Origin of the sequence: Flavobacterium phragmitis, from assembly GCF_900112575.1 — a bacterium.
GTDB lineage: Bacteria > Bacteroidota > Bacteroidia > Flavobacteriales > Flavobacteriaceae > Flavobacterium > Flavobacterium phragmitis.
The window spans coordinates 112,016-137,481 of record NZ_FOMH01000004.1; the positions used below are offsets into that span (position 1 = coordinate 112,016).

Consider the following 25,466-nt stretch of genomic DNA (forward strand, 5'->3'; position numbering starts at 1 on the left):
CGAATTCACGAATTTTTATTCTCAAAGATTATAAAAAAATAATTCGTGAATTCGTGGCGGAAATTTTTATTTTTTCAAAAGCCTAGCTTTCATTTTGCTGAAAAATTCAGGTGTTACGCCAATAAACGAAGCGATTTGTTTTTGAGGAACTTTGTGAACCAACGTTCCGTATTTTTTAGTGAATTTTTCAAAGCGCTCTTCTGCTGGCAAACTTAAATTATCCATCAATCTTTGCTGATTGGCAACTAAAGAATTTTCAATTAGAATTCTAAAAAAGCGCTCCAGCTTCGGAATTTCAAGATACAATTGTTCCTGATTTTCTTTGGATAATGAAACCACTTCGGCTTCTTCCAAAACTTCAATAAAAAGCTGTCCCGGTTTTTGCGAAAAGTAACTGTACATATCGCTCATCCACCAGCCTTCACAGGCAAAAGACAAAACATGTTCAACAATATTATCATTGATATTGAAACTTCTTAAAATCCCTGAGTTTACAAAATACGAATGTTTGCAGACTTCGCCAGCATTTAGTAAAAGCGTTTTGGCTTTATAAGTATTCGTTTCCAGTTTAGATAAAAAAAGCGCCTGTTCTTCTGGTGTCAAAGAAACATGTTTGGCAATATTTTCGAGAATTAATACCATTATTTTTTATCGTCTATTAAAGTAAATGAAGTGGCAACAAATCTGTTTCCTTTGATTTCTCCAGTAACAGAAGCTTTTCTGATAGCATTACAGAAACCGTCTTCTGCATGAGCATCACCATGTTCGTCAATTTTTGTTCCATCAACAAAATACGATTTTCCGTCAATACGAACGGCTAAATCACAGCTTTTACCTTTCATGCCAAATTTACATTCTCCGCAGGAAGCCTCCACGATTGTGGGTTTGTCAAATTTCTTTTTGCTTTGAGCTTGTACTGCAATTCCAATAAAAAGGAATGTTGCTAAAAGTATATTTTTCATATTTAAGAATTTACAGTTACTAATTTTGCCGTTTCTTTGGCGCGTTCTGTTACTTCGTTAATTGAAGTCGAAAGTGTATCATGAGTTAAAACAACTCCCATTCTTCGGTAAGGTCTTGAAGTTGGTTTGCCGAAAATCCTGAAATCGGTTTTTGGTAAAGCGGCTACTTTTTCGATTCCGGTAAAAGTTGGATTTGTAGAATCTTCAGAGGCTAAAATTACAGCGCTTGCTCCAGCTTTTTCTAAAGTAATTTCGAAAATTGGAAGGCTTAAAATTGCTCTTAAATGCAATTCGAATTCGTTGAAATTTTGAGTTCCCGCTAAAGTTACCATTCCGGTATCGTGCGGACGCGGTGAAAGCTCAGAGAAATAAACGCCCTCTTTGGTCAGAAAAAATTCAACACCAAAAAGTCCTGCGCCACCAAGAGCTTCTGTGATTTTTTCGGCCATATCCTGCGCTTCGTATAAGTCTTTTTCAGAAACTAAAGCCGGTTGCCAGCTTTCCTGATAATCGCCTCGCTCTTGTCTGTGACCAATTGGAGCGCAAAACAAAGTTGGATTATTATTTTGAGTAATCGTTAAAAGTGTAATTTCCGAATCGAAATTTACAAAAGCTTCAACAATCACTTCGATGACATCGCCACGCGAACCTGCAACAGCGTATTGCCACGCTTTTTCGATATCACTTTCTGTTTTAATTGTTGATTGTCCTTTTCCTGATGAAGACATTAAAGGTTTTACCACGCAAGGAATTCCAACTTCCTGAACGGCTTTTTGCAGTTCTTCGGCTGAAGTTGCGTATTGGTATTTTGCTGTTCTTAATCCCAATTCTTTTGACGCTAAATCGCGAATGGCTTTACGGTTCATGGTAAAGTTGGCCGCTTTCGCTGAAGGAACAACGGTAATTCCTTGCTTTTCGTAATCGTAAAAACGTTCAGTGCGAATGGCTTCTATTTCAGGAACTATAAAATCAGGTTGGTGTTTGGCTACGATTCGGTCTAATGCTTCGCCGTCAAGCATATTTATGACTTCAAAACCGTGTGCAACTTGCATGGCCGGAGCATTTTCGTAACTGTCAACTGCAATTATGGTTTGTCCGATTCGTTGTGCGGCAATGACAAATTCTTTGCCTAATTCGCCTGAGCCGAGGAGTAATATTTTCATTTTGGAGTGTTGTAATGTTTGAGTAGTAAAAGTAGGGAAAAAGCTTTTTTTAACCGCAAAGTTCGCAAAGATTTACGCAAAGAGCGCTAAATTTTTGTTTTTAAGATAAAAAAGAACTCAAAGAATTTCTCACGCAGATTTTGCAGATTCAGCAGATTTAATTTAATAACCAACTTACGTTTTAGAAAAAGTAACTACACAGTTTGTCATTTCGAGGAACGAGAAATCACACTCGGGATTCGACAAAGATTGGCGATTTTGATTGCGGAGTTTCTAGTGCGATTTCTCGTTCCTCGAAATGACAAGATTCTGGGAATTATAAAAGTAAAAGTTCTCATGAAACCGTTTGCGTGAGGGATAGAAGTGGAAAGCCCGGAGCCTGACGAAGGAAGAGCGAGGACTTGTAGCGGATAGCCCGACCCGGAGGGACACGCCCAAAATAAAAAAGTTCACAAAGATTTTAAAATTAATCTTTGTGAACCTTTGTGTATTTCTTTGTGAATCTTTGTGGTAAAAAATCAATGAAAATGATCTTCTTCAATCTCAAATTCGGCATCTTTTTCCCAGATTTCCATTTCGCAGGGTTTACAGTTGAATTTTAGTTTGTATTCTAATTCTCCCTGTTTCAAAACCAAAGGTTCTTTTACTTTAACGCCTACGATGTCTTTTTGGTGAATTGGACATTTTTTCAATTCGTATTTAATGCAATATTTAGTTGTCATTACACGAGATTTTCCTGGATCCCATTGTAATTCGAATGCTTTTTCGATTTCGGTAACACCGTGGCGTTCGTAGAATTTACGAGCCGTTTTGTTCGAAACGTTGTACATGAAATCCAGTTTAGTTTCTGGATAAGGATGTGACGTTTTTACCAATTGGTGCTCTTCACGAACGTAATTTGCCAGACGAATTTCTGTCAACTGATCGTAAACCGTTCTTCTCATTTCGTTGATTTTTGAAATAGGAAGGAACCAGTTTTGAGAAAACATAATGTTGATTTCATCAGCTGTATAAGGCGTGAAACCTGTTTTTGCTAATTGCGTTTTAATGTTTTCTTCTATAGACTCGCCCGTTTTTGTCTGCTCTTTTGGATGTTCTAAATTTACTGTGCTTACATTTCCGTCTTCATCGGTTGCGATTAATTGGAAACCAGTTTCCGTTTCTGTAAGCAATAAAGTGGTGCTTAATTTACGAACGGCACTGTCTTCTCTTTCAACGATTTTGATGAAAGCGGCGTCGTTGTTTCTGTAAATGAAAGTTCCGTCTTTGATTTCTTTTAAAACGTTTGGATATACTTTTCCGTTTTCCGCTTTGTTTACGTAGATTCCGTCGGCTTCGTTATTTTCGTTGATGAAACAAAGTCCGTCACCGTTGTTTAATAATTCGCCGTTTTCGATTTCGTAAGCACCGCCAACAGTTCGGATTAATTTACCAATGTATTGTCCTTTTGATTTTGGGCTTTCCCAAGAACCAATTGAACTGTGTCTGTCGTTTACGAAATAATCAGTATAGCCACGATTGAAAGTTCTGTTTAATGCAGAATCAAAAGTATAAGTACATTTTCCAGAAGAAGCTTTTGTGTATTTATCGCTTCCTGGACCTTCTAAATAACTATCTAATTTTTGACGAAGATAAGATACGTTGTTTTTAACGTAAGCTACGTCTTTTAATCGACCTTCGATTTTGAAAGAAACGATTCCGGCCTCGATCAAATTTGGAATCTGATCTGAAATATCTAAATCCTTAATCGAAAGCAAGTGACTGTTTCTGATTAAAGTATCTCCGTTTCCGTCGATTAAGTTATATGGTAAACGGCAGTTTTGAGCGCAAGAACCACGATTCGCGCTACGTTCTCCGTTTGCCACACTCATATAACAGTTTCCGCTGAAGGATACACATAATGCTCCCGTTACGAAAAACTCTAATTCCACATCAGCGTGGTCGTATATTGTTTTAATTTGATGCAAGTTTAATTCACGTGCTAAAACTACACGTTTAATACCAGCGTCTTTTAAGAATTTAATTTTATCTGCATCACGATTATTAGCTTGTGTGCTGGCGTGAAGTACGATAGGAGGCAAGTCCATTTCCATAATCGCCATATCCTGAATAATCAAGGCATCGACACCAATATCGTACAATTCCCAGATCATGGCGCGACAAGTTTCTAATTCGTTATCATATAAAATGGTATTGATAACTACAAAAACTTGAGCGTTAAATAAGTGCGCATATTTTACCAGTTCGGCAACATCTTCAATAGAGTTGTTTGCATTTGAACGTGCTCCAAATTGCGGTGCACCAATATATACAGCATCGGCACCACTATTTATGGCTGCGATTCCTCCAATTAAATCTCTAGCAGGAGCTAATATTTCGATTTTCTTCTTCATTACTAAAACTTTAGACTTTTGTGGTATTCCCGAAAAAAAGTGTGCAAAGGTCTAATAAATTATTCGAGTTTGCTAGCGATGAGGCGATTTTTTTGAAATTGTTAACTTAATATGGTGTGGTTAAATTAGATTTGTTAAGTTAATCAGTAATGAATTGGTATTCCGATTTTGGAATTAATCCTGCAAATTTCCACATTTCGTTGAAAGATTCTTTAGCTACAGAACCCCTCATTCCTTGATTAATTATTTTATCATATGAACTTTCAGAAGTAACGCCTCCATAATTTAATGATAAGTTAATTTTTGACATTCCGGTCAAAATTATTAAACTGTCTTTTACTAGAAAATTTAAGTAGTAAAGAGCATTTAACTTTTTTAAATTTTTTGGTGATGTTTGAATTGATAAAAATTCTTTGTCCTTTTTTTCAATTTGAAAATCATTCTCTAATATCGTTTTCCCAACCAATGTAAAATTTTCCTCAGCAGATTTACCATTTTTTATTAAAATTTTCCAAGTTCTTTTGGGAGGATTTTCAATTGAATTAGTCTGGCTAAAAGAAACTTGAACAATGAAAAGAAATGAAAATATTATAGCTGAAATTTTCATAATGTGTTGTTTTTTTATTGTTTAATATTTTTTTAATCTAATGGGAAAGTATATCCAACAGCAAATACTCCAGTTGATTGTTTTGCAGCTGGATGAAAGTATCCAGAAATACCAATTTCGAAACTATTATGTCTTCCCACTGCTAATCCTAAACTGAAAGGAATATGCATTAAAATAGTGCTTTTATTAAAATTGACGTTTGGTGTAAAAGTTTCAAATTTACCTATCGACGTTCCGATTCCACCTTCAATAAATGGGGCAACCCATGGAATTGGTGCGCAAATACGAACTTTTCCTCCCATTAAAAACGCATTAGTTGTTACTTTATATTGAGGTTGATTCTGTACGTTTTGATTTTTATCAACAGATTCAAAAATGGCACCAGCGTAGGGTCTTAAGCTAAACCATGATTTTATTCCTATAATGTATTCACCCTGAAGATAAAGACCGCCTCCCATAACATCTACTTCATCTTGACTTCCATAATCTTCGATATAATAGGAAGCGCTTGATCCGTAACCTATAGATGCTTTAATAAATTTGCCTGTTGTTTGTGCTTTTGTTTGGGTGGAAAATAAAAAAATAAAAATAGTACAAGTAAAAATACTGCGTAATTTTAAGGTCATAAAAAATAGCTTTTTGGTTAGAAATTGGTTGCAACTAAAATAGTATTATTTTTTCAGTTTTAACAAAAAACAAAAAAACTGCTTATCTATAAATAGACTAAGCAGTTTTCTAAAATAAAAAGCTTAAATGATATTAATTAGCTCTCATTTTAATTTGTGATAAAGTGTTTTGAATGCTGTTTAATTGTTTTGAAACAATGTAAACTTGGCTGTGTTCAAGATGATTTTCTTCGAGTGCTGCTTTGTACTTTTCAATTGCAGCTTCTTCACCCGTAACACAAGCGTTGATAATTGCTTTTGTGTCACCTCCTGTAAAAGAAGATTTAATGTCGATCCAAGTTCTGTGTAAAGCCCCAAGTGGACCTCCGCCAGATGTATCTGTAGATTTACCAAGTTTATTGATTTCGTCTTGCAGTTCTACAATGAATAGGGCACGTTCGCGGGCGTAATCAAGAAAATCGGCTTTCATGGCTAGATTTTCTACATGTTCTGCCGCATTGGTGTATCCTAGTTTTCCGTCTTCAAGAATAGAAATTAATCCTTCTAATGTTTTAATTGTTTCTGTTGTGGTTTCTTCTGCATGTATCATGACACATAATTTTTGAAATTAATATGTTACAAAGTTTGTAATTTATAACAGGCTTTGTTTTACAGGATTACAATCGGGATTTTATAATATTGTAGAATGGGAATTTTGAAAGGCCTATTTGGTATTTCTCGCAGATTTGGCAGATCTTGGGGATTTTTTTCTTTTGAAAATGGATTATCTCGCTTATCGGTTTGCGTGAGGGATAGCAGTGGAAAGCCCACAGCCTGACGAAGGAAGTGCGAGGACTTGTAACGAATAGCCCGATTCGCCGCGGCGAACACGCCCCAATTAAGTCCATAAAAAAAAACAGCTTAAAGTAATAAAAGTGATGAAACTTTTGAACCTTAAGCCGTTTTAATAAAACTTAGAATATGTTTATGCAGTCAAAGCTTCTTTGATTCTGCGTAATGCTTCTTTTAAAATATCGTCGCTTGTTGCGTAAGAGAAACGAATGCAGTTTGGATTTCCGAAAGCATCTCCAGTTACTGTTGCAACGTTTGCCTCTGCTAAAAGATACATTGAAACATCGTTCGCATCTTTGATTTCGTGTCCTTTTAAAGTTTTTCCGAAGAAAGAAGAAACGTCTGGGAATACGTAGAATGCTCCTTCTGGAACGTTGATTTTTACGCCTGGAATTTCTTTTAATAATCCAACAACTAAATCACGACGTGTGTGGAAAGCCTGAACCATGTGGTTTAAAACGCTTGGATCTGCATCTACAGCTGTAATTGTAGCTCTTTGTGCAACAGAATTTGCTCCAGATGTTACTTGCCCTTGAATTTTTGTACACGCTTTTGCGATGAATTCTGGTGCTCCAATGTAACCAATTCTGTATCCAGTCATTGCGAATGCTTTTGCAACTCCGTTTATAGTGATCGTTTTGTCTAACATTCCCGGAATTGAACCAATACTGCAGAAAGTTCCTGAGAAGTTGATGTGCTCATAAATTTCATCTGAAACTACGTAAATATTTGGGTGTTTTTCCAACACTTTTGCCAAAGCTGTTAACTCTTCTCTGCTGTAAACAGAACCTGAAGGATTGCATGGAGAAGAGAACCACATCATTTTTGTTTTTGGTGTGATTGCAGCCTCTAATTGCTCTGGTGTCATTTTGAAATCAGTTTCTACAGAAGTCGGAACTTCAACAGGAACTCCGCCAGAAAGTTTTACGATTTCGAAATAAGAAACCCAGTATGGTGCTGGTAAAATAACTTCGTCACCATCGTTTAACATTACTTGTGCAATGTTGTATAAAGATTGTTTTGCTCCTGTAGAAACTACAATTTGAGTTGGTTTGTAATCTAATCCGTTGTCTCTTTTGAATTTTCTGCAAATTGCTTCTCTCAATTCAAGGTAACCTTCTACTGGAGAATAGGTGCTATAATTTTCGTCTACTGCTTTTTTAACAGCTTCTTTGATGAAATCTGGTGTATTAAAGTCAGGCTCGCCTAAACTTAAACTGATAATGTCTTTTCCTTGTGCTTTTAATTCTCTTGCCAAAGCGGCCATTGCTAATGTCTGCGAAGTCGCAAGGTTGTTGATTCTGTCCGAAAGAATATGATTCATTATAAAAATTTTGAATATCCTTAAATTTGCTGTGTTGTTTAAGGAAGGTTAATTATTAATAGATTTTTTTTTAGTTTTTATGCTAATTCTGGCTTCATTCCCAACTCACGTAAATGCTTGAAGTGAGCAATAACAGCACTTCGCATTGTTTTGTATTCGTAATAGGGCAGGTTGCATTCCTTTGCAGTTTCTTTTACGATTTTTGCAATTTTGCCGTAATGAATGTGGCTTATATTTGGGAAAATATGATGCTCAATTTGATGATTTAATCCGCCAGTGTACCAGTTTACGATTGCATTTTTTGGTGCAAAATTAGTTGTAGTATACAATTGGTGAATAGCCCAAGTATTATCCATTTCTCCTAAATCATTTGGAGTTGGATTTGTAGTATGATCTACCACGTGTGCCAATTGGAATACAATACTTAAGATTAATCCTGCTGTGTAGTGCATTGCGAAAAATCCAATAAGTACTTTCCACCATGTAATTCCGATTACCATTGGTAGAACAATCCAAATTGAAACATAGATAAGTTTAGTGATAATTAAAGTAGTCCACAGAATTTTAGGATTTTTTGGTTCTCCGTAAGACAATTTTCTTTTTAAATAATTTCTCATCTGCTTAAAATCGGTTGTTAATGCCCAATTAAAAGTCAATAAACCGTATAAGAAAACAGAATAATAATGCTGAAAACGATGAAAACGATGCCATTCCGCATGTTCTGTAAATCGGATAATTCTTCCAGCATCTAAATCTTCGTCATGTCCTGGTATATTAGTATAAGTATGATGCAATACATTATGCTGTACCTGCCAGTTGTACACATTTCCAGCCAAAACATAAATGGTTCCGCCCATAAATTTATTAATCCAGCTTTTATTGGAGTAAGAACCATGATTTCCATCATGCATGACGTTCATTCCAACGCCCGCCATTCCAACGCCCATTACAATTGATAGCAACAGCATTAACCAAAAAGGCATGTCAAGTGTAAGGATTAAAAAATAGGGAGTTAAGAAAACAGCAAATAGAATAACAGCTTTTAGGTGTAATTTCCAATTTCCGGTTTTCTGAATATTATTTTCCTTGAAGTAATTGTTTACCCGAGAATTAAGTGTTCTGAAGAACTTCAGATTGTCTTGCCTAGCAAATGTCGGAGCCGTGTTATTCATAATTAATTTAAATAGTTTTCAAAGGTAATTATTATAAATTCTCAATTTGCAAATTTGAGTTAAATATTTCAATCGTAAAGTAGTACTTTTGTTAAAAATTTACAGCAATGGATGAGATATTGAAATATTTTCCCAATTTGACCGATCTTCAAATCGAACAATTTCAAAAATTAGACTTTTTATACCACGATTGGAACGAGAAAATCAATGTTATTTCTCGTAAAGACATCGATTCATTATATACAAAACACATTTTACATTCGTTAGGAATTGCTAAAATTATGAAGTTTGAACCTGGAACAACTGTTTTGGATGTTGGAACAGGAGGTGGTTTTCCAGGAATTCCATTGGCAATTCTTTTTCCTGAAACGCGTTTTTATCTGATTGATGTTATAGCGAAGAAAATAAAAGTAGTGCAAGGAGTTGCAGATGCATTGGAATTAAAGAATGTAAAAGCAGAGCAAAAACGTGCAGAATTGGTTAAAGGGGATTTTGATTTTATCGTAAGCCGTGCCGTTACCAATATGCCGGATTTTGTTTCTTGGATAAAAGACAAGATTAAGAAACAGCATAAACATAAATTGAAAAACGGTATCCTTTATCTAAAAGGCGGTGATTTGACAGAGGAATTAAAAGATTTTCCAAATGCCACCTTATATGATTTGGCAGATCATTTTGAAGATGAGTTTTTTGAAACTAAAAAGGTGGTACATCTTCCTTTGAAATTTAAACCTTAAAAAGAAACAACCCGGCAGATTTTACTCTCCGGGTTATTTTTTTGAATAAATAAAAACTATTAAAAATTAAGAATGTACTCTTGAAAGATTCAAAAATTGGTTTGCCTGATAATTTAAATTGTCAATAAAGCTATGTATTGCGTTTTTAGATGCTTCAGTAGTAGCCTTAAATTCTGAATCAAAGAAGAAATCACGGCATATTACAGGCTCGTTGGAAGAATCGTATATTTCTTCATCTATTTCGTTTAAATCTAAATTTTGATATTCACAAGGATATAAACAAATAAGCTCTATCATAATACGATTAAACCAATGATCAAATACTTTCTTTTTAGGAGTGACATGACGCACTAATAGTACTAGCCCAATAAGTTCGTTCTGAAGATGATAAGAACCCTTTTTATATAGAGTATCTATCATTCTAACATTCATATGGGCGATCCAAAGTGCTCCATTAACACAACCTGAAGCTGGAATTTCAAAATCGGTATCAAATAACAATGGATTTGTTTGTTCAGGATTATCAACAGAACACCAAAGTGCCTCAATGCGTTTTTGGGTATCGTTTGTATCTTTTGTATATCCAGTAAAGCGCCAATAAATCCATTCTAATAAGGCGGCAGCTAGTCCAACCGAAGCTTTATGATTTATTTGAGTTAGTAAATTCTCGAGATCTTCATTTTCTTCAAAAGGATCTAATAATTCATTTATTTTCTTTTTATTCCATTTAAAATCAATAGCGTGTCCAATACTTTTTGATTCTAAAATGACTTTAGGAACATTGTTTAAATTTCTCATAAGTTTAAAAATGTTTAAATAATACTAATTGATTTTGGTAGAACAAATGTATTATGATGTTTTTTTTTGAAAAGGAACAAGAGGTTTTAAAAGTATTAAAATAAGTTTTTCTAAGAAGCTATATGGTTGGCAATCAATTAAATAGGAAAATTACTACAAAACTGTGTTTGGGTTGTTTTAATGTAGGTAATTTGTTTTTTTATGTCTTGTTACTAAAAAAAAACGGTGTAAAATGAATGTGAAAAGAAAAAAATAAAAGCCGAATCTTCAAAAGATTCGGCTTTTTATATTGACAGATTCCAAAATTTGAAATCTAAACTTGAAATAGAAATTATCCTAAAAATGGATATCTGTAATCTTCTGGAGTTACAAAAGTTTCTTTAATAGTTCTTGGAGAAGCCCAACGTAGTAAGTTTAATGCAGAACCCGCTTTATCATTAGTTCCTGAAGCTCTTGCGCCACCAAACGGTTGCATTCCTACAACCGCTCCGGTTGGTTTATCATTGATATAGAAGTTACCTGCGGCATTTTGTAATTTAGTTGTAGCAACTTCGATAGCATAACGGTCTTGGCTGAAAACAGCTCCAGTTAAAGCATACTCAGAAGTAGTATCAACTAATTCTAAAGCTTCTTCCCATTTAGCATCTTCATAAACATAAATTGTGATAACAGGTCCAAACAACTCAGTTTCCATTGTCGTATATTTTGGATTTGTAGTTACAATAACCGTTGGCTCAACAAAATACCCAACAGATTTGTCATAATTTCCTCCAACGATAATTTCAGCGTCAGCATCTTTTTTCGCCTGATCGATATAACTAGCTAATTTGTCAAAAGAACCTTCGTGGATTACTGCTGTAATGAAGTTTCCAAAATCTTCTGGAGAACCCATTTTCATAGATTTCACATCAGCAATTAATTGTTCTTTTACAGCTGGCCATAAACTTTGTGGGATATAAGCTCTAGAAGCAGCAGAACATTTTTGACCTTGGAATTCAAAAGCACCACGAGTAATTCCTGTAACGACTTGTTTTACGTTTGCACTTGGGTGTGCAATGATGAAATCTTTACCTCCAGTCTCTCCAACGATTCTTGGATACGTTTTATAATTGTGGATGTTTGCACCAATTTTAGCCCAGATATCTTTGAATACGTGAGTTGAACCTGTAAAGTGAACACCAGCAAAATCACGGCTTGCCAAAACAGTATCTGTAATCATTAAAGCATCTCCGAAAACTACGTTGATAACACCGTCTGGAACTCCAGCTTCTTTGAAAACGTCGATGATAACTTTGGCAGAAAATACTTGGCTGTCACTTGGTTTCCAAACTACAACGTTACCCATCATAGCGGCACTTGCAGGAAGGTTAGCTGCGATAGCAGTAAAGTTAAATGGAGTAATAGCGTAAACAAAACCTTCTAGTGGTCTGTATTCTACACGATTCCAAACAGAAGAATCTGATTTTGGCTGATCGTTGTAGATTTGAGTCATAAACTCAACATTATATCTTAAGAAGTCGATTAATTCGCAAGAAGAATCAATTTCTGCTTGGTGGATATTTTTAGATTGACCAATCATTGTAGCAGCGTTGATACGAGCTCTGTATGGTCCAGCGATAAGTTCGGCAGCTTTTAAGAAAATAGCAGCACGTTGTTCCCATGCCATGTTTGCCCATGCTTTTCTTGCTTCAAGTGCATTAGCAATCGCTTTTTCAATATGTTGCTTTTCAGCTAAGTGGTATTTTCCAACGATATGTTTGTGATCGTGTGGAGCAGTAATGTTTCTTGTATTTCCAGTTCTGATTTCTTCGTTTCCAATATATAAAGGAACGTCAATTTGAGAATTCCACATCGTGGTATAAGCCGCTTGAACCGCTGCTTTTTCTGGTGAGTTCGGTGCGTATCCTTTTACAGGCTCGTTTACCGCTTTTGGTACATGAAAAAATCCTTTAAGCATGTTATTTAAAATTAGATTATTAGATAATTTATAGTTAGAAAATTTGATTTGTTACGAATAATCTAACGCTGCACAAAAGTACAAAGGATAAATTAATAAATTGATAATTTTATGATTAAGATAACGATAAAAAGAATCGTGCTAAAGCGATGTCTTTAATTTAAAGCAAAAGGAGCGCACATCCTAAAAGTAGGAACAATTACTTTGAATGTTTTTGTGGTAGTAAAGTTGATCATATTAAAATGACCTTTCATAGCACCGTAAGGAGATGATAATAAACAACCGGAACTATAAGTGTGATTTTCTCCCGGTTTTAAAACTGGTTTTTTTCCAATTACGCCTTCACCATCTACTACTTCTAGATCGTTTAGAGAATCAAAAATTTCCCAGTGACGTGAAGTTAACTGCACAGAATCTTTACTGTGGTTTTCAATCGTAACTACATAACTAAAAGCAAAGTGAATCTTGTAGTTCTTGAAGTAAGTACCTTCAAAACTAGTCAAAACAGATATTTTTATGCCTCGTGTAATTTGAGAAACCATACTAACGCAGTATATATGTGGTTGTTATAGTGGCAAAGTTAAGAAAAAAAATCGTTTAATCTAGAACCTTAACATTGTTTTAATTGACTATATTGATAGAGTTTGCATTTCCTTTACCAATAACGCGCTGATAACGATCTGTTGCCTCTTTATAATAAACCAGAATGGTGTACTCGTTTTCAGTCTGATAAAAGTTTCCGTCAATAGCATTTTCGTTGTCAATAACGCCTTTTTTGTCGGCAACAGTAAACTGGAAATTAGTGAATCCCTGCTTGATCATAATGGCTTTTTCGAAAACGGCTTTATCAGTGTTGTAATCCATTTTATATTCTGGCGAAAGACTATAATTGTTAAACATTCCAGTAATGTAAATGTCTTTGTTTAATCGGAATGCTGGAGCAGATAAAGTGAAATAAACCCAAGCATAATCGGCTTCAATGTCATTATTTGATGCATTGATGTTCTTGACAACAAAGTTTCCGTTGACATCTTCATAATTCGTATAAATCTGATTGCCTCTTGCAGCATTAGTATACAAATGAGCATTATAAATATCGCCGTTAGAACCTACTTTAGCAACATTGTTACTGGCGGCCCGAATGTCTTTGTTTTCAAAATATAAAAATTCATTTCCGCCCCAAAACTGAGTTTCTTTATCGTATTTATAAACCAGTTGATTGCCAATAGTATATTGTGGTACAATATTTTTTATTGCTGTATTAAAATTTCCATTTTGTAATAAAAGAACTTTTACATTCTGTAAAGGAGTCTGAAATGCTATATCATTAGATAAAATCGCAAAATCTAAATTTTGTTTGTAATCAATGTTGCTCAGGTTTCGGCTTCTTTTTACTTGAGCGGTTACGGTTGAATGATTTTCGTATAAAATAAACTTTCTTGAAAGTACTAATTCTCGGTCTTCATTTAGAATTCGTAGCATATAATTTCCGGAAAGCTTCAATTGTGTTGTAAACTGATTTGGAAAAGAAAGTCTGTAATGCGAATAAATCTGAAGTGTATTAAAGGAATTAGAGTAATCATTAATTCTTTGATTATCTAAACCGTTAATATAATCTATTTTCGGAATAGCAGTTGGCTTCCAGTCATAGTCACAATGAAGAATTTCATAATAGTAATTGGCTTCATTACCAAATAAATCATCAAACTGAAAAGCAAACGAAGAACCTAATTCAAAAATAGGAACTACATTGCTTCCGTTTTGAACAAAAGAAACGGTTTTAATATTATAAGGAGGTTCAACCTCGTTTTGTATTTGCTGAGCAGTTATCGAACTATAGAAGAAAAAAAATAAAAGGCTCTGATATAAAAATTTTGACATCCCATTTATGTTGTAAGATTGTAAATATAACAATTTTATACAACGAAAAACAGTCGGATTTATTGGTTTAACTTATTAAGAGTTCAAGATGTATTCTAGATTGGCTTCAATTTCATCATTAATATAACTTTCTTCTAAAAGTGAATCAGACAACAGTTTTTTGTTTTCCTGTAGTTTGATGATTTTTTCTTCAACCGTATTTTTAGAAATAAAACGAACCACATTTACTTTGTTCAATTGTCCAATCCTGTGTGCTCGTCCAACTCCTTGTTTTTCGGCAAAAGGATTCCACCATGGATCTAAAAATAAAACGTAAGAAGCTTTCGTAATATTTAAACCAACGCCTCCCGCTTTCAGCGAAATGAAAAATAACAATGGTTCTTCTTTTTCCTGAAATACTTTTACCTGTTGTTCTCTTTTATTGGCTGGAGTTTCTCCCGTAATTTCACAATATTGGATTTTGTTTTCCTTGCACCAGTCTGTGTAAAATCCAAGATTGGTTACAAATGAACTGAAAATAATGACCTTTTGTTTTTCGTGGACTAAAGTTTCCAGATAATTGGTAACCGCAATATACTTCCCGGAATCAATTTCAGATTCCTGATCAACCATTTTCGGGTGGTTACTCAATTGTCTCAGTTTCATCAACGTATTGATAATACTAATTTTATCCGGACTTGAGCCATCTGTTTTGAGTAAAAAGTTACGGGCTTTCGATTTTTCTTTTTCGTATAATTTCTCCTGTTCAGGATCCATTTCGCAGTAGTAAATCTGCTCTGATAATTCAGGTAAATCTTTTAAAACCTGTTCTTTTGTTCTTCGTAAAATGTAAGGTTGAACAAGAGTTTTTAATTCTGATAAAATAGTTTCATCCTGTCTTTTTTCAATTGGAGTTTTAAAATTGTCCATGAAAAATTTATAATTCCCCAAAATATCCGGATTTATAAACTGCATTTGCGACCATAAATCGTCAAGCGAATTTTCTATCGGCGTACCACTTAATGCAATTTTATGAGCCGTACTGATTTTATTTATCGCTTTGAAAATCTTCGAATCTTTGTTTTTAATGTATTGACTTTCGTCTAAGATCAAATAACGGAAATCGTATTTTTCTAAAACAGCAATATCACGGTGAACAATACTGTAACTCGTAAAAATCAAATCGGTTGTAGCTAATCTGCTTGCTAATTGTTTTCTGTCATTCCCCACATATTGCATTTTTGAAAAATGCGGAGTGAATTTCAATGATTCATTGTACCAGTTAAAAACTAAGGAAGAAGGCAAAACAATCAACGTTTTGAGCGGTTCTCTTTCTATTGTAGTTTCGTTCGAAAACAAATCAAAGTTGGTAGTTTTAGTTGTGAAACCTAGTTGTTCTTGCACCGCAACCAAAACCGCTAAAGTCTGCAATGTTTTTCCAAGTCCCATATCATCGGCCAAGCAAGCGCCTAAATTGGAATTGAAATGTCCTAAAAGCCATTGAACGCCTTCAATCTGGTACGGCCTTAAAGTAGCTTTCAGTAAATCTGAAGCTTTGTATTCGGCTTTATGAGTTACATCGTCTTTAATTTCCGGAATAGCATCCAAAGCAGTAAAGTTGCTTTTTCGCAAAAGAAGATTTCCATTTTCTGTTTTGGCTAATTTTGCCAGCGAACTGTATTTGCTAAACCATTCCAGCGGAATCAGAAAATAGTTTCCGTCAGGCAATTGGAAAAGTCTTTCTTTGCTTTTTATGTTTGGAATAATTTCGCTGAAATTAATTTTATACGTTCCAATCGTAATGATGATTTTAATATCAAACCAATCTCCAGCAGTTTCTTTGGAAGCTGAAACAACATAATTTTCAGTAATAATTTCTTTGCTTTCGGCTTTCAGATTTTCAATTGTAAAACCTAAGCTTTCCAGTTCTTCTTTATGATCAATAATAAATTGGATATTGATGTAAGGATCCGGATTTTCGGTTTCAGAATCCAATCCGTAAAATTCATTTTTGATTATGGTTAAACCGAGTTCTGCTAATTTATCAGTATAAAAAATTTCTTCAGAACTTCTTTTAAACTGAATTATTTTAGGCTGATTGGCAATGCTGAAATCTACAAACGAATGCGTTTTTTTGGTTTTGGAAGCATCAAAAGTATAACCATCATAATCAAAATAAAGATTAAGATAGTAACAGTTTTTAAAGAAATCATGAACCGGCTGAATCGCACAGGAGATAATTTTATCTCGACTTTCGACCTCAAAACCTGTCGATTCAATATCTATTTTTTTAGCGATTTCCGGAATAAAACTTTTGAAATAATCATCAACTAATTTTGATGGTATTTCAATTGATTTTTTCTTTAAAAAAGGCATCAGTTTTTTAGCGTTAAGAGCTGTTAACTGGCCTAATTTTTTATCGATAATCAGCCAGCCTGGTTCGTCTAAAAGAATATCTACTTTTTTATCCATAGGTAAAAAGGCTGTTTCGTTTTCTTTTAGAGAAAGGGTATAGGTAATTCCTTCGTCGTGTTTGTCGAATTGAATCTGAGGTTCAAAATAAAGCGGACTAACATCTACTCGTGAACGATAAAAATCTTTTTCTGGTCCGAGATTTAATGACAACGGAAATTGCTCTTTTACAATTAAATCGTAAAAGGACCCAAGATGAAATTTTAAATGCTGACGAATCGCAAAATCAATTTTGGAATCTTTTTGCAAATCAGCAATCGTCTTAGCTGATTTGATTTTGGCGCTGAATTTCTTAAAGATAAATTCAGGTTTTAAAGACTCACAAGCCGTCAGAATTTTTTTTGAATTAGAATCCAAATTATCGTAAACAATCCCGAAGCTTTGCATTACGCCGGGACTTGCTTTTTTATCCAGATATTTAATTTCATCAGTATGCTCAACAATGTAGGCGGTTGGAATATAAGTGTTGAGGTTTTTTTCTAAACTGATGTCAAAGCAAAATTGAAATGATTTTGTAGGTTCCAAGATTTGAGTTTTAGTTGGCGTGTAATTTGGGTAGCAATTTAAAATTTAAAAAGTTTTCAAAATAGGGCAATTCTGAAAACTTTTTAAATGAACTTATATGGTAGAAAACTAATTTAGTTTTCCTGTGGTTTAAAGCAAAGCGGAATAATTTCTCCTTTTGCCAAACAGTATTTTTCAACCAATTCTGGTGCTATTTTATTAGTGTAATCTTCTTCAATTACGATAAAACCCATGCTTCTTAATTTGTCAAAATAGTCGCGTCCGTAAATACGAACGTGATCGTATTGCCCAAAAATTCTGGCACGCTCTTTTTGGTCTGTAATCGAATCATCTGCAAAGGTAACGTCACGATTTAAATCCTGAGGAATTTGCAAAATCGCCATTCCGCCCGGTTTTAAAACACGGAATAATTCCTGCATTGCCTTCGTGTCATCCGGAATATGTTCTAAAACGTGATTACACAAAATCACATCATATTCGTTGTCTTTAAAAGGCAGGTTACAAATATCTGCTTTTACATCTGCCAAAGGAGATAACAGATCGGTAGTGGTGTAATCAATATTTTTTTGCTTGCGGAATAACTTGTAAAAAGCCTGTTCAGGAGCAAAGTGTAATACTTTTTTAGGTGCTGTAAAAAAATCAGTTTCATCTTTTAAGTACAACCAAAGCAAACGGTGTCTTTCTAAAGAAAGTGTACTTGGCGAAAGCACATTATTACGTTGCTTTCCGTATCCGTAAGGCAAAAAAGATTTAAAGCTTTTTCCGTCGATAGGATCTGTAAATTTATCTCCTCTTAAAGAGAAAGCCAAAATAGGACGCGCCACATAACTCAAACGAATTAATAATGGACGAGGAATAGTATTTAAAACGAATTTAAAAAGTTTTTTCACAGTTAAATAAATTTGAACACGAATTTCACAAATTGACACGGATTAATAGTGCGCTGAAATTTCACGAACTTTTGATTTGGGTTAAAGTATTATTCTTTTGTATTTAAGGCTGTCTTCTCCAAAATTGATTAATAAGCCTAATTTATTTTTTGATGCTGCTAAATAATTTAATGTTTACTTGATTTCACTTGTTGTCAATTCTGAAATCGCTTTTAATTCTAAAATAATTTCATCGAAAATAACAAAGTCTGCAAAATAGTAACTGGGTAATATAATGTCTTTATACGAAATATTATATTTTAATTCACGGCTATAAGGAATATTGTTTTGCTGAAATTCATATTCTAAAGCATCTCCGTAAACTTTTTCACTATGTCCCTTTCCTAAAATTTTATGGACTTCCATGCAAATTCCAATAATTTTATAAGATTCATCTCTTAAATATAATTCACTCATCATTTATCATTCTTTTCGGTGCAATTTAGACAAAGATTATTCCGTGTTAATTTGTGAAATTCGTGTTATAACACTAAAGGAACTTGTCTAAATTCGTCTTCTTCGTTGCTCTCGATTCCAAGAGCTTTGTAGATGTATTGGAAAGTCGATAATAATTCTGGTTTTCCATCAACTAAGGCAACGTCATGCTCGAAATGCGCACTTGGTTTTCCATCAGCAGTTAGGATTGTCCAGCCGTCTTTGAGTTGTTTGATGTTTCTTGTACCCATGTTGATCATCGGTTCAATCGCCACAACCATTCCTTCTACAAAAAGTTTTCCGCGTCCGCGTTTTCCGTAGTTTGGCATTTCTGGTTCTTCGTGCATTTTTTGCCCAACACCGTGTCCAACCAATTCACGAACTACTCCGTAACCATGAGCTTCTGTATATTTCTGAATCGCATTTCCAACATCTTCCACGCGATTTCCAGCTTTAAATTCTCTAATTCCAACATAAAGAGATTCTTTAGTTACCTGCAAAAGTTTTTTTACTTCTGGCGCAACTTCTCCAATTTCGAAACTGTATGCGTGATCTCCGTGGAAACCATTTTTAAAAGCCCCACAATCAACCGAAATAACATCACCGTTTTTAAGAGGTACATTATTAGGAATACCATGAACAACCTGAGCATTTGGACTCATACAAAGCGAATTTGGGAAATCATACAGTCCAAGGAAACTTGGAACCGCACCGTGATCACGAATAAATTCTTCCGCTAATTTGTCAAGATATAATGTAGTCACTCCTTCTTTAATTTCAGAAGCAATCATTCCTAATGTTTTTGATACGATTAAAGCACTTTCGCGCATTAATTCGATTTCCTCTCTGGTTTTTTGGATGATCATATTTTTTCAGATTTTCAGTTGGCAAAAGTACAATTTTTAATGATATTTTTTAAGTAAAATTTTTCGCCACGAATTCACGAATTATCACAAAACAAAAATTTATAAAAAAGCAGATTGCACAAATAAACGGATTGTTTTTAAATAAAATTCGTGAATTGCTTCGCCAGTCACTTTGTTCGAGTCGCGGCTATTTAAAGGCAAAGAAAGAAGAACGGTCTCAGAAAAAAGGCTTAAATTAGTAGTAAAAACGTATGTAATTATGGAAACTGTTACAGATCAGGATATAGAAAAAGCTAAGGCTTTAAAGAAAATGAAGCGATTTGCTTTGTCGCTTTTAGGCATTGCGGTCTTACTTTTTATCATATCAATTTATTTTAAAATTCCGATGCTTCAAGCTTTTAGCGAAGCTGCAATGGTGGGCGGAATCGCCGATTGGTTTGCGGTTGTGGCTTTGTTTCGCCATCCGTTGGGAATTCCGATTTGGCATACGGCTATTATTCCGACCAAGAAAAATGAAATAGGGGAGAATCTTGGAAATTTTGTTTCGGAAGAATTTCTGAATCGGGAGAAACTGGAAATCAAACTCGACGAGTTCAATTTTGCAACCAAAGCCTCAGATTGGCTTTCGCAGAAAGAAAATGCCGATAAAATTGCCAATGTAGTTGCGATTAATATTATTCCGGGAATTTTAAGAACGATTAAAGATGAAGATGTAAAACGATTTATTCAGGTTCAGTTTAAAGAAAAGCTGGAAGGAATAAATTTTGGAGACTGGGTGGCATTGGCTTTGGAACCTCTACAAAAAGGAGATTTGAAAAATCAAATGCTGACGAATCTTTTGGAAGTAATGAGTGCTGAATTGACTAATAACAAAGATTTAATCCGTCAAAAAGTAAAAGCTTCTACACCTTTATTGAGTTTTGGTTTGGCTGATAAAAGTATTACAGAAGGTGTATTTAATGGTCTTCAGGATTTTTTAAACGAAGCTAAAAAGCCCGAAAGCGTTGTACGAATAAAAATCGATGAATATATTTTTAACTTCTTAGAAAAGGTCAAAAACTCAGAAGAAATGAGGGTTAAAATCAACGATATGATTTTAGGTTTCGTTGGTAAAAAAGAAGTTCAGGATTACATAAACGGAATTTGGGACGAAATTAAACTCTCTATCACAAATGATTTAGTTAAAGGCGAAGATTCTTCTATCAAAAACAGTGTTTCTAGTTTAATTCAAAACTTTGGAAACGGAATTAAAGAAGACCCGGTAATGATTGATAAAATCAATAATTTCATCAAAAATGATTTGCTGTCTGTTCTTTTGAATAACAAAGAAGTAATTGGCGACCTGATTTCTTCAACTGTAAAATCCTGGGATGGAAAAGAGGTTTCTGAAAAATTGGAACTGGAAATTGGAAAAGATTTGCAGTATATTAGAATCAACGGAACTTTAGTTGGCGGTGTTATCGGAATTATTATTTATGGAGTAGAACAGTTGTATCATTTATTTTTATAATAAGATATTTGTAATTTTTGTCATTTCGACTGAAAGGAGAAATCACACTCGGAAATCGACAAAGATTGGCGACATACTTTACGGAGTTTCTAGTGTGATTTCTCCTTTCAGTCGAAATGACAAAAAAAAGAGGCAAATTCTAAAAATTTGCCTCTTTTTTTAATAAAGAAAATATTTTCTACAATAATGAATGACAAGTCATAGCATTAGGTTGTTGTACGCCCATTAATTCTAAAATTGTTGGAGCAATATCACCTAAAACACCATCCTGAATACTTTTCAGCTGTTTGTCAACTAAAATAATCGGCACTGGGTTTGTCGTGTGTGCTGTATTTGGAGAACCATCAGGATTGATCATGGTTTCGCAGTTTCCGTGATCGGCAATTACGATTGTTGTGTAATCATTAGCAAGAGCTGCGTCAATTACTTTTTTAGCGCAAGCGTCTACGGCTTCACAAGCTTTAATTGCTGCTTCCATAATTCCGGTATGTCCAACCATGTCTCCGTTCGCGAAGTTTAAACAAACGAAATCAACTTCACCTTTGTTCAATTCTGGAACAAGAGCATCAGCCAATTCGTAAGCGCTCATTTCTGGTTTTAAATCGTAAGTGGCAACTTTTGGAGAATTTCTTAAGATTCTTTCTTCACCTTCAAAAGGAGTTTCTCTACCACCAGAAAAGAAGAAAGTTACGTGAGGATATTTCTCAGTCTCCGCAATTCTGATTTGTTTTTTACCAGCTTTTTCTAAAACTTCACCAAGAGTTTCGGTGATATTATCTTTATTGTAAACTACTTTTACATTTTGGTATGTTTCGTCGTAGTTTGTCAATGTTACATAATATAGGTTTAGTTTATGCATGTTTTGTTCGTGGAAATCCTGCTGCGAAAGTGCTTCAGTAAGTTCACGACCTCTGTCTGTTCTAAAGTTAAAGAAGATTACAACATCACCTTCTACAATAGTTGCAAGCGGTTTTGCATTTGCATCAACCATAACAACTGGTTCGATAAATTCGTCTGTAACGTCTTTTTCATAGCTTGACAAAACACTTGAAACGGGATTTGTTGATGGAGTTCCAACGCCGTTTACCACTAAGTCATAAGCTAATTTTACACGTTCCCATCTTTTATCACGATCCATTGCATAATAACGGCCAATGATAGAAGCGATTTTTACAGGAGTATCTTTAATGTAATCTTCAAGATCATGAATGTATTTTGCTCCAGATTTTGGATCAACGTCACGTCCGTCTGTAAAAGCATGAATGTAAACCTGATCTAAACCATATTCTTGAGAAGCATCGATTAGACCGCGAAGATGTGAAGTATGAGAGTGAACACCACCATCTGAAACTAATCCTAGAAAGTGTACTTTTTTATTGTTTTCTTTAGCATAAGTAAAGGCGTCAATTAAAACTTGCTCTTTTGCTAAAGTTTTATGTTCTACAGCTAAATTAATTTTGGCTAAATCCTGGTATACAATTCTTCCGGCGCCAAGGTTCATGTGTCCAACCTCGCTGTTTCCCATTTGTCCTTCAGGTAAACCAACATTTAATCCGTCGGTTCTAAGCTGAGCGCTTGGGTAGTTTTTGTAAAGACTGTTTATAAAAGGAACATTTGCATTGTCTATTGCAGATACTTTAGGGTCAGGAGATTTTCCCCAACCGTCTAAAATCATAAGGATAACTTTTTTGTTCATTATATTTTTGTTTTCTACAAAGATAAGTCATTTCTAAACTTTGAAGAGAAAGCTTTACGACATTTATGTTTAATAAAATGAACTCAGATAAAAAATATTAATTTAATTAAAGAAGTCTTTATTTTTTAAAATTAATTCACGCTAAGCTCTCTTTCTGACTTTATTTTTGACTGCATTATAGTCAATAAAATATTTTACGCTTATAGAAAAAATGTGTTTTAGCGCATCATTATTAAGAAGTCCTGAAACGTTGTGTCTGAAATCTTTATCGATAATTCGCTCAAAATTAGAAGCATTGTTTCGGTATAAAGCAGAAAGCTGACTTCCAGGCGCGAACCACCATGAAAAAGATAAATCGGTATTCCAGGAATAAAAACTTGAGTTTTTGTTGGTTGTGTATTGTGGATAAGGATCTAGATCTCCGTTTGGTTCTAAAATTAAAATATCTTTATTATCCGCATAAGACCAATATTGACGAACCGCAAGATTAATCGTAATTGCACTGTTTACAGCATATTTTCCGCCTAAAGTATTAGAATACGTAATAACATTTCGGTTAGCAAAGATGATTTGGTTTGGAGTGTTTTCATTATTGTCATCATCAATTTGGTCAATATAACCTTTGTTGTTGTTCTTTCTGAGATAACTAAAGAAGTAAGTAAATAACAATTTATCGCTGAAACGGTATCTTGGACCAATATCAAAGCCATAAGTAATTCGTTCAGATTCATCGAAAACATTAAAAGTTCCGTTTAGATCTATGGCAAATTTATGGTTGTAGTTGGTAGAAATACTTCCCCAAGTTTCTATTCTTCTTGGAATCCCAACATATCTTCCTTCAGCTCTCGGTTCATAATAATCGTAAATTTCAAACGGATAAAAAGTTATTCCAGTTCCGTAATAATTATTTTTTACAGTAGTTAGATTAAGATTAGCATTGATGCTGTTATCCTGTAGTTTTCCTGATTCTTTATTGAATTCGGTATACATATTATAATTAATTCTGAAAGTGTTGAATTTTTTAGTCGGGTTTAAAATTCTGTAATTGGCATTTCCATAAAAATTATAATAATTGGTGTAAAAGTTTATGCCGAGGTCGTTCGGGTCATAACCTTTGCTGACATAATCGGTGCCAACACTATAGCGATAATTACCGCTCGTTTCTGCAAAACCTACTGTAGAATAAACACCGTTTTTGTCTTCAATATCATTTATATGGCTGTATTTTACATTTCCAAACAAACTATAAGTGTTGGCTTTTGTATTTAAATTCCAAGCTAGGCCCATAACATTGGCATCTCTAAAATGACCATTTCGGGTTACATTTGTATTAATAAAGGTTACAGAGGAATTTTTTCGGAAACGCTGATCTAAAACTAAAACATTATAATTAGTCAAAGGTTCTACAACTTCACGTCTGGTTTCGCCTGTAAGAGTATCTTTTATAGTAGCAAAGGTTTTTTCGGTAACGGCGTTTAAGACACCAATTCCTAATCCATCTTTAGTTCTTCCCGAAACTTTAAGCGCATTTACAAGATTTACACTTGCTGGGAATTCAGTGATTTCTTCATTCTCATTAAGCTCAGGTTCTGTTGATGGTATGCCACCAATTCTTCGAGAATAAAAGATATTTCCTTTGCTGAATAAATCTGTTCCTTCGGTAAAAAAAGCTCTATTTTCATTAAACTGCTGTTCGAATGGGCCTAAATTTAAAATCTGATCATCGTATTTTGTTTGTCCAAAATCCGGAATTAAAATGGCGTCAACGGTAAAGGCATCGGTAATTCCGTATTTAATATCCATTCCGCCCTTGATTGTTCCGTAGGTTTTCAGGCCGTCAGAAGCATTTAAATAATAAGAAGCGTAAGGCATAAAAAACAATCGGGTAGGAGGTTTGATGTTTTCAATTCCTTCTAGGGTTCCTGCTTGCTGGGTAAAAGTGCCTATTTTCCGGTCGACAAAATTCCAGGTGTATTTAAAACGGTCTCTTTTTATATCTCTGAAAAAGTTGATTCCCCAAGTCTGTTTGTTTTCTGCTGAAAAACGCAATGCTGAATAAGGTATTTTGATTTCGACTATCCATCCATTTTCTTTTAAGGATGCTTTACTGATCCAAACAGCATCCCAAGAGTAATCTTCGCCATTTGCATCAGTCATAATACAATCGCCCTGCACATCTGCGGCCGAAACATAAAACATAAAATCTTGCTGTCCGTCATTAAAACCATTAATAAAAACACCAAATAGGTCGGCAGTTCCAAAATTGTCTCGCTGTGAAATTTCTTTTAGAATTTTAGAGGGTTCATTATCGTACATCATAGCACCAATGTAAATGGCGTCATTGTCGTAAAGTACTTTAACTTCTGTTCTTCTTTCATAAGGAATAGATTTTCCATTATCAGGTTCAAGTATTACAAAGTCTGATGCGACTGCTGCATTTTCCCAGGCAGGTTCATCCAATTTTCCGTCAATAGAAATGTATTGTGTAATTGCCTGCGCCTTAAGTGCTTTTTTCTGGCCGTAACTGCACAAAATAGAAAACAGATAAACAAGGAAAATTGTTTTTTTCATGAATTTTGAATGGGGAATAATTTAGAAAATCA

Annotated in this window: 20 protein-coding genes and 1 pseudogene; 2 read left to right on the forward strand and 19 right to left on the reverse strand. The window is 34.4% G+C overall.

Going from position 1 to position 25,466, the window contains the following annotated elements; translation table 11 throughout:
- Nucleotides 1-66: 66 nt before the first annotated feature.
- From BM289_RS08620 to BM289_RS08660, 9 genes are all read right to left on the reverse strand, one after another.
- Nucleotides 67-642 carry a Crp/Fnr family transcriptional regulator gene (locus BM289_RS08620; protein ID WP_091492487.1) on the reverse strand — a complete coding sequence of 192 codons (576 nt, stop codon included), beginning with the start codon at nucleotides 640-642 and terminating at the stop codon, nucleotides 67-69.
- Complete coding sequence (locus BM289_RS08625; protein WP_091492488.1) at nucleotides 642-962, reverse strand: DUF6370 family protein; 321 nt, start codon at nucleotides 960-962, stop codon at nucleotides 642-644. The genes BM289_RS08620 and BM289_RS08625 overlap by 1 nt, the downstream gene beginning before the upstream one ends.
- Before the next feature lie 2 nt (nucleotides 963-964).
- Nucleotides 965-2,197, reverse strand: a complete 1,233-nt coding sequence (gene purT / locus BM289_RS08630; RefSeq protein ID WP_262489175.1) for a formate-dependent phosphoribosylglycinamide formyltransferase — start codon at nucleotides 2,195-2,197, stop codon at nucleotides 965-967.
- Nucleotides 2,198-2,643: 446 nt separating this feature from the next.
- Nucleotides 2,644-4,518, reverse strand: a complete 1,875-nt coding sequence (locus BM289_RS08635; RefSeq protein WP_091492491.1) for a peptidase U32 family protein — start codon at nucleotides 4,516-4,518, stop codon at nucleotides 2,644-2,646.
- A gap of 139 nt (nucleotides 4,519-4,657) precedes the next feature.
- Nucleotides 4,658-5,125 carry a hypothetical protein gene (locus BM289_RS08640; protein WP_091492493.1) on the reverse strand — a complete coding sequence of 156 codons (468 nt, stop codon included), beginning with the start codon at nucleotides 5,123-5,125 and terminating at the stop codon, nucleotides 4,658-4,660.
- 32 nt (nucleotides 5,126-5,157) lie between these two features.
- Nucleotides 5,158-5,751: a hypothetical protein gene (locus BM289_RS08645; protein ID WP_091492494.1), complete on the reverse strand. Its 594-nt coding sequence runs from the start codon at nucleotides 5,749-5,751 to the stop codon at nucleotides 5,158-5,160.
- A gap of 133 nt (nucleotides 5,752-5,884) precedes the next feature.
- Nucleotides 5,885-6,340, reverse strand: coding sequence for a ferritin-like domain-containing protein (locus BM289_RS08650; protein ID WP_091492496.1), 456 nt, complete (start codon nucleotides 6,338-6,340; stop codon nucleotides 5,885-5,887).
- Between the two features lie 375 nt (nucleotides 6,341-6,715).
- Nucleotides 6,716-7,906 carry a pyridoxal phosphate-dependent aminotransferase gene (locus BM289_RS08655; protein WP_091492497.1) on the reverse strand — a complete coding sequence of 397 codons (1,191 nt, stop codon included), beginning with the start codon at nucleotides 7,904-7,906 and terminating at the stop codon, nucleotides 6,716-6,718.
- A gap of 77 nt (nucleotides 7,907-7,983) precedes the next feature.
- A complete protein-coding gene (locus BM289_RS08660) occupies nucleotides 7,984-9,078 on the reverse strand; it encodes a fatty acid desaturase family protein (RefSeq protein WP_091492499.1) in 1,095 nt (364 codons plus the stop codon).
- Nucleotides 9,079-9,185: 107 nt separating this feature from the next.
- On the opposite strand from BM289_RS08660, the gene rsmG reads away from it, so the two are divergent.
- On the forward strand, nucleotides 9,186-9,815 hold the full coding sequence (gene rsmG / locus BM289_RS08665) for a 16S rRNA (guanine(527)-N(7))-methyltransferase RsmG (protein ID WP_091492500.1): 630 nt from the start codon (nucleotides 9,186-9,188) through the stop codon (nucleotides 9,813-9,815).
- A 66-nt stretch (nucleotides 9,816-9,881) separates the two neighbouring features.
- On the opposite strand, the gene BM289_RS08670 is transcribed toward rsmG, so the two are convergent.
- From BM289_RS08670 to map, 8 genes and pseudogenes are all read right to left on the reverse strand, one after another.
- Complete coding sequence (locus BM289_RS08670) at nucleotides 9,882-10,613, reverse strand: hypothetical protein (protein ID WP_091492501.1); 732 nt, start codon at nucleotides 10,611-10,613, stop codon at nucleotides 9,882-9,884.
- 331 nt (nucleotides 10,614-10,944) lie between these two features.
- Nucleotides 10,945-12,570, reverse strand: a complete 1,626-nt coding sequence (pruA, locus tag BM289_RS08675; RefSeq protein WP_091492503.1) for an L-glutamate gamma-semialdehyde dehydrogenase — start codon at nucleotides 12,568-12,570, stop codon at nucleotides 10,945-10,947.
- Between the two features lie 155 nt (nucleotides 12,571-12,725).
- A complete protein-coding gene (gene apaG / locus BM289_RS08680) occupies nucleotides 12,726-13,112 on the reverse strand; it encodes a Co2+/Mg2+ efflux protein ApaG (protein ID WP_008467225.1) in 387 nt (128 codons plus the stop codon).
- A gap of 79 nt (nucleotides 13,113-13,191) precedes the next feature.
- Nucleotides 13,192-14,451: a type IX secretion system plug protein gene (locus tag BM289_RS08685; RefSeq protein ID WP_091492505.1), complete on the reverse strand. Its 1,260-nt coding sequence runs from the start codon at nucleotides 14,449-14,451 to the stop codon at nucleotides 13,192-13,194.
- A gap of 75 nt (nucleotides 14,452-14,526) precedes the next feature.
- The gene (locus BM289_RS08690; RefSeq protein ID WP_091492506.1) at nucleotides 14,527-17,427 is read right to left on the reverse strand and encodes a DEAD/DEAH box helicase; all 2,901 of its coding nucleotides are present in this window, start codon (nucleotides 17,425-17,427) and stop codon (nucleotides 14,527-14,529) included.
- A gap of 113 nt (nucleotides 17,428-17,540) precedes the next feature.
- Complete coding sequence (locus tag BM289_RS08695) at nucleotides 17,541-18,317, reverse strand: class I SAM-dependent methyltransferase (RefSeq protein WP_091492508.1); 777 nt, start codon at nucleotides 18,315-18,317, stop codon at nucleotides 17,541-17,543.
- Nucleotides 18,318-18,398: 81 nt separating this feature from the next.
- A pseudogene (locus tag BM289_RS08700) lies at nucleotides 18,399-18,773 on the reverse strand (GxxExxY protein).
- Between the two features lie 65 nt (nucleotides 18,774-18,838).
- Nucleotides 18,839-19,657: a type I methionyl aminopeptidase gene (gene map, locus BM289_RS08705; protein ID WP_091492509.1), complete on the reverse strand. Its 819-nt coding sequence runs from the start codon at nucleotides 19,655-19,657 to the stop codon at nucleotides 18,839-18,841.
- Between the two features lie 259 nt (nucleotides 19,658-19,916).
- On the opposite strand from map, the gene BM289_RS08710 reads away from it, so the two are divergent.
- Nucleotides 19,917-21,167: a DUF445 domain-containing protein gene (locus BM289_RS08710; RefSeq protein ID WP_091492511.1), complete on the forward strand. Its 1,251-nt coding sequence runs from the start codon at nucleotides 19,917-19,919 to the stop codon at nucleotides 21,165-21,167.
- A 178-nt stretch (nucleotides 21,168-21,345) separates the two neighbouring features.
- On the opposite strand, the gene gpmI is transcribed toward BM289_RS08710, so the two are convergent.
- The gene (gpmI, locus tag BM289_RS08715) at nucleotides 21,346-22,863 is read right to left on the reverse strand and encodes a 2,3-bisphosphoglycerate-independent phosphoglycerate mutase (protein ID WP_091492512.1); all 1,518 of its coding nucleotides are present in this window, start codon (nucleotides 22,861-22,863) and stop codon (nucleotides 21,346-21,348) included.
- 141 nt (nucleotides 22,864-23,004) lie between these two features.
- Nucleotides 23,005-25,434 carry a DUF5916 domain-containing protein gene (locus tag BM289_RS08720; protein WP_091492514.1) on the reverse strand — a complete coding sequence of 810 codons (2,430 nt, stop codon included), beginning with the start codon at nucleotides 25,432-25,434 and terminating at the stop codon, nucleotides 23,005-23,007.
- Nucleotides 25,435-25,466 lie beyond the last annotated feature (32 nt).